A 14,355-nucleotide genomic window follows, 5' to 3' on the forward strand; every position below is an offset into this window, starting at 1 on the left:
ATATAGAGTTCCTATTTCACACTTACACGTACGGATGTTGACTTTCCATCAAATGTGATTTTGATGGATGCACTGCCTTTAGCAGCTCCAACTACAGTACCACGCTCCACTTTAACCTTGGTGCTGCTAGGCACCCATGTCGCTTGTGGTGTGACATCAACTACTTCACCTGTGTCATAGATCGCGCTAACTTTCCAGGAAGCACTTTGGCCTACTGTCAGTTTGATCGAGGTAGGTGTTGCTTCAAGCTTCACGAGGCGCGGCTTCACATGAACCGGCACTTCCAGCTTATTGCCTTGGAATTCGCCAACTAGCTTCGTGCTGCCAATAACGATACCTTTAACACTGGAGCCACGAACAGTGGCTACCTTTTCATTTTCTGACTTCCATTCGATACGCGAAGTTAGGGTAATCGATTTGCCGTTGCGCTGCTTACCTATTACTTTGACAGATTGGGACTTGTTTGCAGTTAAGTATACAATCTCTGGTGCGATCTCAAACGCTACGATTTCCTCTTCGATCGTGCCTTTTAAGGAAATCTTTACGTTAGAGAACGTTCCGTTAAGTGTCACTTTGCTTGCAACAAGACCTTTCATCTTCCCTTCACGAACGAGCAGGTTAGGGGAACTGGACTCCCATTTAATCTCTTGGGATACATCCTTCTCTTCACCATCTGTATAAACTACCGTTACCGTTGGCGAAGGTACTTCTCGACCCGTCACCAAAGCAAGTTCTTCCGTATTCGCGCGCAGCAGCAGTGCTTTGCGATTTACTACCGTTTTCATCGTTAACGTGTAGCCATGAACATTAGCCGTTACTTGTGTCTCGCCTGTGCTGACACCTACTAATTTGTCATCGTCTACTTTAGCGATGGCTGGGTTCGCGGAAGTCCAATTTACAACCTCGCTAATATCAATCTTATCGCCACTGAATGTAATGCCCTGTACTTTAGGGAACGGCTTGGATTCATCTACGAACAATTCTTCCTTGCGCTCCTTGATGCCGTTTGCATCCGGCTTTACCGCTTCCGTCCATTCGATACTTTGAATAGATGGATATACCGTAATCTCAACAGACTTCGTTAAGCCTTTATAGCTTGCTGTAATCGTTGTCGTACCCGCACTTTTAAATGAAACGAGCCCTTTTTCCACCGTAGCGGCCATCACATTGCTGGAAGTCCATTCTGCGTCAACCGTAACTTCCTCTTGACCACCTTGATTGTTTAATACAAATGTTTTCACTTGAATCGGGTTATCGCCTAACATGGCATGCTGCTTCTTGTCTGGTGTCATTCGCATCGCCAAATGGGAGGTGCGAACTACCGCTGTCACAGATGCTGTGCGACCCAAGTAAGAGGCTGTAATCGAAGCCGTGCCGACATTAACAGGCTTAACGACCCCTTTTTTCACTTCAATAATGTTAGCATCACTAGTCGTCCACTCGGCATTCTCAGTAACAACATCAACACTGCCATCCGGCTTCTTAGCCGTCAAGACCAGCGCTTGCTCTGTTCCACCGTAAGTGAACTCCAACAATTGATTAGGAGCAATCTTAAGCTCATCGTACGGAATACCTACGGTCAACTTGATCTTCTTCTCGATCCCTTTATGCTTAACCGTAATGTCTGCGTTACCTTTAGCTTTTAACTTAATGCTGCCTTTGGATACCTCTGCAACTTCTGTATTCGAAGAAGACCAGGCTGCATCTGCCGTCACATCGTTTTCCACGGAAGATCCTTTATCGAAAGCATACACTTTCCAATTGGGCTTCATACCAAGCATAACGTTCAGCTCAGATGCCACTTCTTGTCCTGAATCTGCATTACGTACATAAATTTTGTCATACAGAAACTCCGACGTAACTGTCTTCTTAATGACAAACCCCTGGTATTTAGCTGTAACTTCCACGCTGCCCTTGCCTACGCCTTTCACCCAACCTGCATCCACTGTTGCGATGGTAGAGTTCTGTGAAGACCATTCCGCAAGCCCAGTTACGTCTCGTAGTTCAGTTGAACTGTCTTTTTGAATTGTGGCCAGTACTTTTAATTGAATCGATTGTCCTTCCACAACAACGGATACCGGATTAATAGATGATTCGAATTGCAGGCCGATGACTTTCTCTGCCGCTGCATGAATTGTCGTATTAAACGGCAGCATACCTACCATAAGCGCAAGAACCAGTAGCCCTGCAAACCAAGATGTCGACTTATGTCTAACGTTCACCCTATCTTCCCCTTCCTTGTTCCAGTTACTATTAATGAAGCAACACAGTATATATTTATATAACGGTCATCGCAACCCGATTATTTATGTTCTATCGACAATTTCCATTAAATATGTTCAAAATGGGACTATCTAACTATCCCCCTTCCTTCTCTTACTAAATTGAAAGCTAGCTGTCACGCATACCGATGGCTGCTGTAACCGTATTTTCGTACACTAAGGACATCAAGTTATTCGGATAAAAACGATATAGGAACCAGAAAGGTGGATATCATAATGAGATCACGTAAACATCCCTTCACAGTCGGAATTGGAGCTGCGCTTTTGATGCTGACAAACACAATTAAACGCTCCGCATATTCAAGCGCTCCCGCAGACAGTATCGTATTGACAGGTACGCAGCAGCAGAACAAAAACGCTGTTCACTCCATGCAGAAGCACGTTGTATCACAACGAACTTTTAAAGCAACACGAATTGTAAATGGACAGCAAGCTTGCCTGGTCTTGTCCCATTCCACTTTTCGCGAGCTCACTACCCATGGCATCTTGCAGCAAGTAACGGAAAGAGGCTTGCAAAATGTGACTGCAAACCTGTCATTGGATTGTACGATCACTTACAGATTTGGACGCAGTCCCAATCAGGAAGAACTTTCCCTCTTGGGCGATAATCATGTGAAGCCTCAATATGGCGGTTTTATCGTTGTTGGGCAAGGAAATCCTTATTATAGCAGCCTGATCGTGACGGATACGATATCTGCTGAACACAGCCTCTCAGGAGAAGCGATTCAAATAGCGGTGATCACATGCAGCAAGGATCCCAAAACATTGGTTTCCGACATTCTGCAAGCCGGCAGCGATATTCAACTGGTTCGCTCACGCCGTGTTTCCGCTGGTTATCCTATAAGAAAAGCGTCCTATCACAGTTAATGTGAGCGGGCGCTTTTATCATTTTACCTTCTATATAATACATATCTCTTTTGACATCTTATTATTACATCTGAGCAGCAGCACAATCTGGCCTAACTGTGCCAAAAACAACTTCAACTACTCTCACAAGATTTATTTACCCAGAAACATCTGCACGGCTTTATTAGACGGATGCTGTACGGACAATCTCGTCCCCAGCTCATACACCCCGGCGCATGCCACCATCGTTAACAGATACGTCGCAAATAGCATTCCATATGAGTTGTACCAATAAGAGCCTATAGCTTTTAAGCCTTCCAAAATAAGTACATGTGCCAGAAATATAAAAAACGCATACTTCCCCAGCCTCACAAACACTTTCATCCATGCTGCTTCAGCAGCAACCAAAGCTAATTTCCAGAACCATAGGATGGAACAACAGGCATACACCAGCACGCTCACCCGGTAGAAATGCAAAGAATTGCCGAGGTCAGAAGAAGCTGCAAAAGAAAAATGGACATCGATAATGGTAATGCCAAGCGACACCATATAGATGAAGGTAAAAACAGCAATGGAGCTTCTGCGGATAAACTGTGTTACCTTGTCCAAATGCATGCCGACAGCCATCCCTGCTATAAAATACAACATCATCCCCATAAAAGTAGGCACGATCATAATCTCCCATCCCTTTGCGATAGCAGCAGGAAGATAACGGAATGAAGTCATATAGTTAAATTGGTAAGCCACATAATATAGCAACTGCAGCAGCGCAATTATAATGGTGAACTTCACGGGATTCCATTGTAAACCTTTCCACCATAAAGGAGCGAGTATAATCAATTGTAGAAGCAAGGGGATAAAGTAGAGTTGATGAAACATGCCTTTGCCAAGCAACAGTGTAACTACAAGGTCCTTAACGCCCCATGGCCCTTGAATAAACCAGGCCATCACAAGCCCAAGGACAGTCCAAAACAAATAAGGCAGCACAAGAGCGGGTACTCTTTTTGACAACATCGTTTTATACTGCAAAGTCTTTCCTTGGAGACGGAACGTGAGTAAGAGGCCAGAAATAAATAAAAAGACTGGAACTGAAAAACGCGCCCATGCATTCAACCATACGAGCGGAAATGCACCCGCCTGCATCTCTCCTGCCCACTCGGCATGGTCTGAATACTGAGCCGCAATTCCCATCGACAATACATGGATAAGCACAACACCGACGATAGCAATCCCCCGCATCGCTTCGAGGTCCCATCGTTTATTAGCTTGAGACACCTGTAGTCCTCCCTTAATTAATAGCTTCCCGGTATCGCAGCGCTGTTAAATTTCGATTACACACGAATTCGCCACCCAATTGGAAATTCCTTCTTACTCCATCCTCATTATGAACTTTTCAACCTGTTGCCTAAGTTTTAAGAAGCCAGTCCCAAGCCATCAATGTGAACACTTTACAATAAAATAACCTCCTGACCGCGGATCAACCGACAGTTCAGGAGGTTATATGAGTTAAGTGCTATTAAGCTGACAGAGAAGCACTGCCTGCTTCCGCTCTGCTTTTACGAGCACGAGAGATAAAGAATCCAAGTGTCAATGCAGCAAATGCCGCCATGTAGATTGCAAGCACTCCTGTTTGGCTCCACATATGATCGAAGTCGCCACTTGAGATGACTGCTTTGAATCCATTAACTGTATATGTCATTGGCAACCATGGACCAATTGCTTGCATTGCAGATGGTGTAAGCTCCATCGGGAACGTACCTCCGCAAGATACCAATTGAAGAATTAGCAAGACGATCGCAATGAAACGTCCTGGGTTGTCAAACACCGTAACGAGTGATTGGATAATCAGCATAAATGTCATACTTGTGAAAATACTAAACGTGATAAACAAGCCGACGCTCTTCACTTCTAAGCCGAGTCCAGAAAGCATAATCCAGTCTGCAAGCAGCGCTTGGATAACACCTACAGAGATAAACAACATCGTTTTACTGAAGAAGCGGCTCCAGCCGTTAGCAAGCGGATCTGGAGATTCTACCAATGGAAGCACAATTGTCAAAATAAGTGCTCCTACAAACAAGCCCAGTGACAAGAAGTAAGGTGCAAATCCTGTACCATAGTTCGGAACTTCGTTTACAGCCGACTCTACGACTTTAACAGGCTCCGCGTACATCTTGATACGTGCATCAGATGACTTCACGGAAGATGCCTCATCTGCAGCGTCTGTCAATTTGGTAGCCAGCTCATCAGAGCCATCGTTTAACTTTTTAACGCCATCTTGCAATTTGCCAGTACCTTCATCTAACAGCTTCGCGCCGTTAGCCAATTGGCCAATTGCTTTCGTCGCTTCACCTACGCCACTTTGCAGCTTGGATGTACCTGCTGCAAGCTGATCTGCACCTGCTGCAAGCTTCTTGCCGCCTACAGCTGCTTCACCCAGCTTCGTACCAAATTGATTCATGCCGGCCACCAATTGACCTTGGCCTGCCTTCAATTGACCTGCACCAGCGACAAGCTGCTGCTGGCCTTGGTTAAGCTGCTCTGCTCCTTGCAGTACCGCCTGGCTTGCGCCAAGCAGCTGCTTCACGCCAGGATCTTGTGCGAGTGCAGGGTTCGCTTTTACGAGCATTTGCAAACCACCAGCAAGCGCCTTGGCACCTTCCGTCAACTTCGCGCTACCTTGAGCGGAAGCATTCAAGCCTTGCTCCAGACCCGCTGCGCCCTGCTGTGCTTTGGCTGCACCTTGTTCCAATTGCTTGTGCGCCGCTGACAATTGACCCAAGCCGCCACTTAATGTAGTTGCGCCTTGTTTCAAGTCTCCTGCGCCTTTATTTAACTGTCCGATCCCTCCGCTAAGAGGTGCTGTACCTTGCTTCAATTGAAGCGCACCGTCAGCGAGCTTCGCCATGTTTGTTTTTAATTCTTTCGTACCATCAGCAAGCTCTTTCGTTCCATCATGAAGCTTAGTCGCTCCATCGCCGGCTTTTTGCAAGCCATCAGCTACTTTTTCGACTTGCTCAAACATCAATGTTGTGTAAGCCTCAGTTATCGTCTTGGATATTTCAGCATTCACTTGTTTCACTGCCGTACCGCCAATCTGAGCGGCCAAGAAGTTGTGACCTTCATTCGTGCGGAACAACAGTTCTGCAGCTTTAGGCTCATCTTCAAGCAGTGTAGTTGCCTGTTTAGAGAAATTACTTGGAATCGTAATCGTCATATAATAACGATCGGCCTTCAGACCTTCTTCTGCTTCCTTTTCATCAACAAACTGGAAGTCAAAGTCTTTACGCTTCTTCAATTCATCGCTAAGCTCTTTACCAGCTTCAAACGTCTTTCCCTCAAATGTAGTGCCCTGATCTGCGTTAACGATAGCAACTGGTAGATCCTGAAGCTTCGCATAAGGGTCCCAGAACGTTCCCAAAAATAATCCACTGTACATCAGCGGTACCATAATGACCGCGATAACCGGGATTAGCAGCTTCGGATTCCGAAACACGCGGCCCCATTCAGCAGCAAATAATCGTGTACCTTTCATTACATCTCACCTCTATATTTATTTTGCATTTTCCACTCCAATGTGATGAAATGCATAGATAACTCACTTGAGAACTCCCTGACTGTAAAGCCCAATTGGTCATTGAGGGTATAATAAAACGCCGCGTCATGTAAGTAGAAATGGCTCTTCTCTCTTTGCATTCCCACTTGTTAGCCGTGACGTTTAGAGCAGCACTGAATCAGGACACCGATATACCTTTTACAAAGTAATTCAAAAAGTGTTCTTTAATTGTCTCTTTATCTAGAGGCTCATACAGCTTGCTCCATTCCGTCGTCAGCGACTTGTACAACTGAACCAAGACAAAGCTCATAATCTTGGTATCACCTGGCGCGATGTCGCCTTTATCCATTGCCAGGAGCAGCTGCCGTTCGACGTAGCGAAGAAGTTCACCCTCAATGCGATTCAACGCTTCTTTAGCCATTGGCGTACCGAAGTCACGCAGTTCTTGCGACAGCTTCAGTGCCAACTCATGGCGGCTGCGGAATTCAAGCGCCCGATCAAGTACGCGGTACAAGTTATCAAAGAAGGAGCTATCTTCCTTAATCTCACCGTCTGCGATATCTTTCATCTCATGGATGACTTGCATTATGATCTCGTCAAACAACTCTTCTTTATTCGTGAAGAACGTGTAGATCGTACCTTTACCAACCTTAGCAATCTTGGCTACTTGATCCATCGTAGTCGCCTTATATCCAAACAGCGCGAATGACTGAGTGGCTGCTTCTACTATTTGCTTCCGTCGATCCACTGACATTTCATAACTCCTTTCTTTTATCTATTTTTTGGTGAACTCTGGAGACCGTCCGACCAACTGACCGTTTCGTTTATTTGGTCACTCGTTATCATGAAAACTACTTTATCACATTGAAAATCGTTTTTCAATACCTTTTTCAAAATTTTCATCACTTTCATTTATACAAACATCCATTCGATTGGTTGATGCTTCATTTTACAATTCAGGTTATAATGGTTAACGGGTGAGAAACATGCGAAAAAAAAGAATCCTTCTCCTATCTGAAGGTTTCGGTACGGGCCATACTCAAGCAGCCACTGCTTTATCAGTCGGAATCAAACAACTAGCCCCTGACGTCCAGGCTCGCGTCATCGAACTCGGCAGGTTTCTGAATCCAACCGTTGGTCCGCTAATTTTTGCAGCGTATCGCAAGACGGTAAGCTCGCAGCCAAAGTTAGTCGGAATGCTGTATCGCAAGAAATATAAGAAGTCATTAAATCGACTTACACAGCTTGCCTTGCATCGAATTTTTTATACGCAAGCTTCCAATGTCGTCAACCAGCTTCGTCCTGATGCTATCGTATGCACACATCCATTTCCGAATATCGTCGTGTCCCGCTTAAAGCGTGCCGGACTTGATATTCCGCTCTACACGTTAATTACGGATTACGATGCACACGGCACTTGGCTGGACCCAGCGGTCGATACTTACCTTGTATCTGCCGAAGAAGTTCGAACTAAGCTGCTGAACCGCGGAGTTGCTCCCGAACGCATACTCGTGTCCGGCATTCCCGTCCATCCTAAGTTCTGGAATAATCTCTCGCCAAACGATGCCCGCGCCCAACTGGGTTTGCAGCACCTACCCACAGTAATGATTATGGGTGGAGGCTGGGGGTTGTCCATGGATGACGAGTACTTAACGTATATGACCAAGTGGCGTGATCACATTCAACTGCTGTTCTGTATGGGCAGCAATCAGAAGATGATTCAGCGTATGAAGCAAGATCCAAATTTTCAACATCCAAACATACATATTTATGGGTATACCCATGAAATCTCTACGATTATGGATGCATCAGACTTGCTTGTGACAAAGCCGGGCGGCATGACCTGCACGGAAGGGATGATGAAGGGCATTCCGATGCTGTTCTATTCCCCGCTTCCAGGGCAAGAAGAAGAGAATTGTGATTATTTTATAGACAGAGGCTACGGCGAACGATTAACGGACAAAATGACAATGAAAAAGTGGCTGGATCAATTAACAGAAGAGCCTGATGTGATTAGTGAACTGAGGCAAACTCGCCAACTATCCAAGGATGAGCTTATACGTTGCCCACGCGAGGTACTCAGCTTACTACAACTCGAAGAAGCATGACAATAACGGCCTTATATACATCATAAAGGAGAGATATTTCCTATGTTATTTAGACCGATTGGTGCCGTCGGTTACGTGTTTATCGTGCTGGCTATGCTGACCAAGATATATAAGTGGACAGACAGCCTGCTTGTCGCAGGTCTCTTGGCATTTGCCGGTCTGATTTGCTTTGGCTTAGCCGAGAATGGCTTCGGTAAACGTCACTGGCTTGTCAAGTATACAGATTACGCTCCGCTAGTCGTGTTTGGCTTTGCCTTTGCCTTGCAGATGTCGCAGCAATCCTCATCTGCTGCACTGGTGCCGGCCTTGTGTATTATTCCATTCAGCGCGCTCAGCGCATATGTGTCGAATCTCTTGGCCCGCAAGAAGAAGTATCGTACGCTGCGCCGTATCGAGGAGATGCTGCCTGACCCGCCTGGTCCGGACGATGCCAATCGGCGATATTAGCCATACAGCAAAGGATACCCTGCGTACTACTGATGCAGGGTATCCTTTGTTTTGTATCGTCGAGGACTACAACTGTTACAACACTTGAAAATAAAATAAAACGTCCTCCCGATAACAGGAGAACGCTTTAAGCAAGTCATATCTATTTTTCACCCTTATAACGGTCATATGCGGCTTGATACAATTCCAGATATCGCTTGACGTTCATCTGGTCAATCTGCTTCACATAAGCTTCCCATTGGTCAAAGCCAGCGGCGCCAGAAGCAAACTTGTCGCGCATCTCATCGATGTAGGTTTGGATATCGGTTTGAATCGTTGTCAGCTCTTCTTGTTCCTCCGGCGTAAAGTTAAAGCTTGGCCATACATCTTCCATTTTGATCGCATACGGTTCGGCAGCTTCTGCATTTTTCATAGAGGAAGGCAGGCCTTCTGCTCCCTTAAAGAACTTCTGCTTCACAATACCAGGATAATAACCTCCAGGCCAAGTTAAGTACTGACTCACCGCTTGATCCAGATTCAAGCCGTCCGGATTTTTCTGAATGACATCCAAATACTCATACTCTCCGCTGGCATTTACTTTGTACGTGATCCCCTCAAAGCCCATAAAGAACATTTTAGCTCCTTCATCCCCATAAAAATGGTCGATCCAACGCATAGCAGCCTCCGGATTCTTCGCCTTGTCCGTCAGCACAAACATCCCCAGATTACCGAGCGGCGAGCCCATGTTCGTCAGCATTCGATCTCCCTTAGGCCCTGTTAGAACAGGCATGCCTACATACCCCGCCTGATTGTAAATCGCTTTCGGATCTACCCCGTCCAGAAATCCGTACACCCCCGCACTTGCTTTAGATGTAATATCAGTATCTTTCATCGTAAACGTTTCTTTATCCAGCAAGCCATCCTTATACAGCTTCGCGACATACTGCATCATGTCTTTGTACGCATCGGTAGTTGGAACAAACCGCAGCTTGCCTGTGGACGGCTCCAAATCAACGTTTTTGTTGGCAATCCCATTCTGGTTCAATCCGAAGGCCCCACGCAGGAAGTCCATCATAATCCAGACACCTTCAGAGCCCCATGGAATCTCATCCTGCTTCCCGTTTTTGTTCGGGTCCTTTTCTTTAAATGCTTTCAGGACAGTATACAATTCTTCTAATGTTGTAGGCGCTTTCAAACCAAGGTTGTCCAACCACTCCTGTTTCATCCATGGCGTACCATAAAACAGGGATTTGAATTCTGGATCAAATACTGTAGGCAAGCCGTATATGCTGCCATCCGGCATCGTCATCCCCTTCTTCACAATCGGATACTGCTCCATGATCTGCTTGAAGTTAGGGGCATATTGATCAATCAAGTCATTTAATTTTAAAAAGGTGCCTTGGCTTCCATACTTGATCAGATCTGTCTTCGGCAGCGCAGAAGCAAAAAATAACTCCGGATAATCACCACCAGCCAGCTTAATGTTACGTTTCTCCTTCAAGCTGTCAAACTGAACGGTCTCCCATTCAACATGAATGTTAGACATTTTTTCATACTTCTGCCACAGCATAAGCTTGGCCCAATCCGCAGAAGCATACAATTTTCCGGCGAACGCTGTCATGTTTATTTTCTCTTTAGCGACCGGCATCCCCTCTTTATTCATTAGCGCAAGCCGTTCGTTGGCTTTGTCCGGATCAGCAGCTCCTTCTCCCCCGCTGCCTCCACACGCTGTAACAAGCATTGCAAAGCTGAGCAGCACACTAAGCGTAACCGTATACCTTTTTGTTGGACGCATCATTCATTCCCCCTTGGTTATCTGTAGCTCCTTACACATCACAGGCAGTGCTGACTAAGGCTCGATCACTTCCCAACGTGAATGACGTTACCCCTTTAACGCTCCAATCATGATTCCTTTGACAAAATAGCGCTGCAAGAACGGATACAAGATCAACATCGGCAGATTCGCCACCACTAGCACCGCATATTTTAATCCCTCTACACTCATCTTCATCCGTACGGCAGATTCGGACGTCAACTTAATAAACTCACCGGAATCGCTCTGGATCAGTATTTCACGCAGGATGAGCTGCAGCGGGAATTTATCCTTGCTCGTCAAGTAAATTAAGGCGTTAAAGTATGAATTCCAATGACCAACCGCATAAAACAGTATCATCACCGCTATAATCGGCATCGATAACGGCAGTACGATTCGAAATAATGTCTGAAAATGATTGCAGCCATCGATCATCGCTGACTCCTGCAGTTCACCTGGTATCGACTGTTGAAAGAACGTACGCATAATAATGATGTTCCAGACAGATACGGCATTCGGAATGACCATGACCCATAACGAATCCAGCATGTTTAAATTTTTGATAAGCAAATAGGTTGGAATTAGTCCGCCGCCAAAAAACATCGTAAACACAATCATGCCTGTAATCATGCCTCGCCCCGCAAAATCCTTACGTGATAGTGGATAAGCGGCGCACACGGTCATCACTAGGTTAATGGCCGTACCAATGAGCGTGTACAAAATCGTATTACCATAACCAAGCAGAATGTCTTTATTTTGAAATATTTTGGTGTAGGCCTCCAGATTAAATCCTTTCGGAATCAGCCATACATCCCCACGAAGCACATGTTCAGGATCACTAATCGAAGCGCTTAATACAAACAGGAGTGGATACAGTACAATGACGGTCAGGATCGTCAACAATACATAGTTAATGATGTTAAATATGCGGTCGCCAAGCGAGCGATCTATCATGTTCTGTTCCTCCTACCATAAGCTTGTCTCATTCACACGTCGTGCAATGTAATTCACGAGTATTAAGAGCGCAAAGTTAACAACAGCGTTAAACAATCCGACCGCTGCCGAGAAGCTGTATTGCGCATCCAAAATCCCGGTACGATATACATAAGTGGAGATAATGTCCGAACTGCTCATGTTTAATGAATTTTGCATCAGGAATACTTTTTCAAAGCCAACCGACATCACACTTCCCAAGTTCAAAATAAGCAGAATAACGATCGTTGGCGCAATCGTAGGTAAATTAATATGCCAAATGCGCTGCAGCTTGCTGGCGCCGTCTATCGTCGCAGCCTCATGGAGCTGTTGATCCACACCCGACAGCGACGCCAAGTAGATGATCGAGCTCCATCCCATTGTCTGCCAAACATCTGACAAAACATATAGCGTCTTAAACCATGCGGGCGAGGTCATAAAGGTGATTGGCTCACCGCCGAAAGCCACAATCATATGGTTGATGATGCCTGTGCTCGGGTTTAGAAAAATAAACAACATCCCTACAATAACGACCACAGAGAGAAAATGCGGTGCATAGGTAATCGTCTGCACAAGCTTTTTAAAGCCCTCTGCCTTTACCTCATTGAGCATGAGTGCCAGTATAATCGGAATGGGAAAGCTCAAGGCCAGTGTATAAAGACTGATCAGAATGGTGTTGCTTAGGAGTCGTTCGAAATAAAAACTGTTAAAGAATCGTTCAAAATGCTTAAAGCCGACCCATGGGCTATCCCAGATCCCTTTATTAGCTATAAAGTCTTTAAACGCAATTTGGATGCCATACATCGGCAAGTAATGAAACACGATGTAATACACAACGACAGGAAGAATAAGCAGGTAAAGCTGCCAATTCTTTGTAAATGCACGCCGGGTCAGCTCCGATCTACTGTGCTTTCTGAGCAGCAGAGCGGATGTCTCCAATGTGGAATCCGATGACTTCATTGCTTCTCCCTCCTCTGGTGGGACGTACGTGTCGAGTAATCATCCGTTTAGCCATTCCCCACTGCTGAGACAGCCAGATTCGGGAGGGATGATACAGTCACTACTCCTCCGCCTTTACGGATCGATTCAGTGGCTGCACAGCCGACCGCAACGCTCATTCGCCCTGCAAGCGGAGTAGCTACAGGCTCCTTGCCGTCCAGAATCATATCCACGAAGTCTTTACAAATGATCGGATCAGCGCCGCCATGTGTTCCCTTTGCTTCCTTCACTTCATATACACGGTCAGCTAATTCACGTTCTGTATTTGAGCGACGTGTGTAAACGTATACTTTGTTTTCCAGTTCGTTATTTTCCAAGCGTCCCTCTGTCCCGATAAACGTATAGTTGCGCTGATAATCAGGTGTAAAATGACATTGCAGGTACGAAGCTTTGATCCCGCCTTCCAGCTCCATGATCACCATATTATTGTCCTCTACATTCACCTCTTGACGGAAGGCACATTCGATTAAGCGCCCAGGACTCACTTCTGTACAAGTGTCACGCTCCTCACACTTCGGACAAGTCAAATCGTTCGGCTTATCACCGCCATAGAAATCAAGGCCGCCAAATGCACTGACCTTTGTTGCATAACGCCCTGTAATCCAATGAATGATATCGATATCGTGAGAGCCCTTTTGCAGCAGCAGTCCTGTACTATTCTTGGAATTGGCGTGCCAGTCATGGAAGTAGAAGTAGCCTCCCCAACCTACAAAGTGCCTTACCCATACCGCTTTAATTTCACCAATAGCTCCAGAGTCTACAATCTCTTTCATCGTACGGTACATGTTCATGTAACGCATATTAAAGCCCACCATCAGATGCTTGCCAGATTCCTGCCACACATTCAAAATGTTATCGCAGCCAGCAACCGTAATCGCCAACGGCTTCTCGCAGAAAACATGTTTGCCAGCCTTCAGTGCTGCGATTGCATGCTCTTCATGGCAGAAGTCCGGTGACGTGACTGCGATGGCATCGATATCGTCGCGTGCGATCAATTCCCGATAATCCGTCGTTACGAATGCATCTGGGTTAATATCTTCCTTGAACTCCTGCAGCCGTTCGGGGTAAATATCAGCTGCCCCTACCACGATAGAGCGCCCCTCCGGCTGATGCCAATATTTCGCGATTGTGCCTCTGCCTCTTGCACCAATCACACCAATTCTGACTTGTTTGCCTGCTGTCATTTCCTCATTCTCCTCTCGAACTCTCTGTCTCTTTGCCTAATAAACGAATTAAAGCAACAAAGCATAAGTCTAAATATAAAGCGCTTACAAATAATAGCAGCGAAATGGTGACCCGTAGAAATTGTAATCCCTATACACAACACCAGATTAGACAACGCTATTGCAAATGTCC

At 45.7% G+C, this 14,355-nt stretch carries 11 protein-coding genes; 3 read left to right on the forward strand and 8 right to left on the reverse strand.

Annotation, left to right across the window (positions count from 1 at the left end; all coding sequences use genetic code 11):
• Positions 1-11: 11 nt before the first annotated feature.
• A complete protein-coding gene (locus tag MH117_RS16455; protein WP_239330202.1) occupies positions 12-2,222 on the reverse strand; it encodes a bacterial surface protein in 2,211 nt (736 codons plus the stop codon).
• 276 nt (positions 2,223-2,498) lie between these two features.
• On the opposite strand from MH117_RS16455, the gene MH117_RS16460 reads away from it, so the two are divergent.
• Positions 2,499-3,149, forward strand: coding sequence for a lipoprotein BA_5634 family protein (locus MH117_RS16460; protein ID WP_239330204.1), 651 nt, complete (start codon positions 2,499-2,501; stop codon positions 3,147-3,149).
• 132 nt (positions 3,150-3,281) lie between these two features.
• On the opposite strand, the gene MH117_RS16465 is transcribed toward MH117_RS16460, so the two are convergent.
• The 3 genes from MH117_RS16465 to MH117_RS16475 form a co-directional block, all read right to left on the reverse strand.
• A complete protein-coding gene (locus MH117_RS16465) occupies positions 3,282-4,403 on the reverse strand; it encodes an acyltransferase (protein WP_239330206.1) in 1,122 nt (373 codons plus the stop codon).
• Positions 4,404-4,644: 241 nt separating this feature from the next.
• Entirely contained in the window at positions 4,645-6,660 is a 2,016-nt protein-coding gene (locus MH117_RS16470) for a YhgE/Pip domain-containing protein (protein ID WP_239330209.1), read from the reverse strand.
• 199 nt (positions 6,661-6,859) lie between these two features.
• Positions 6,860-7,435, reverse strand: coding sequence for a TetR/AcrR family transcriptional regulator (locus MH117_RS16475; RefSeq protein ID WP_239330212.1), 576 nt, complete (start codon positions 7,433-7,435; stop codon positions 6,860-6,862).
• Positions 7,436-7,667: 232 nt separating this feature from the next.
• Here MH117_RS16475 and MH117_RS16480 point away from each other — a divergent pair, with 232 nt between their 5' ends.
• Both MH117_RS16480 and MH117_RS16485 read left to right on the forward strand, forming a co-directional pair.
• A complete protein-coding gene (locus tag MH117_RS16480) occupies positions 7,668-8,789 on the forward strand; it encodes an MGDG synthase family glycosyltransferase (RefSeq protein WP_239330215.1) in 1,122 nt (373 codons plus the stop codon).
• Positions 8,790-8,831: 42 nt separating this feature from the next.
• Entirely contained in the window at positions 8,832-9,236 is a 405-nt protein-coding gene (locus MH117_RS16485; RefSeq protein WP_239330218.1) for a permease, read from the forward strand.
• 142 nt (positions 9,237-9,378) lie between these two features.
• Here the strand turns inward: MH117_RS16485 and MH117_RS16490 are convergent, their stop codons facing one another.
• The 4 genes from MH117_RS16490 to MH117_RS16505 form a co-directional block, all read right to left on the reverse strand.
• Positions 9,379-11,010 (reverse strand): extracellular solute-binding protein, encoded by a 1,632-nt coding sequence (locus tag MH117_RS16490; protein WP_239330221.1) that lies wholly within the window; start codon positions 11,008-11,010, stop codon positions 9,379-9,381.
• Between the two features lie 87 nt (positions 11,011-11,097).
• Entirely contained in the window at positions 11,098-11,982 is an 885-nt protein-coding gene (locus MH117_RS16495; RefSeq protein ID WP_239330224.1) for a carbohydrate ABC transporter permease, read from the reverse strand.
• 12 nt (positions 11,983-11,994) lie between these two features.
• Complete coding sequence (locus MH117_RS16500; RefSeq protein WP_239330227.1) at positions 11,995-12,960, reverse strand: ABC transporter permease; 966 nt, start codon at positions 12,958-12,960, stop codon at positions 11,995-11,997.
• Positions 12,961-13,007: 47 nt separating this feature from the next.
• Complete coding sequence (locus tag MH117_RS16505; protein ID WP_239330230.1) at positions 13,008-14,183, reverse strand: Gfo/Idh/MocA family protein; 1,176 nt, start codon at positions 14,181-14,183, stop codon at positions 13,008-13,010.
• Positions 14,184-14,355: the final 172 nt, after the last annotated feature.

The organism is Paenibacillus sp. ACRRX (assembly GCF_022346885.1).
Taxonomy (GTDB): domain Bacteria; phylum Bacillota; class Bacilli; order Paenibacillales; family Paenibacillaceae; genus Paenibacillus_B.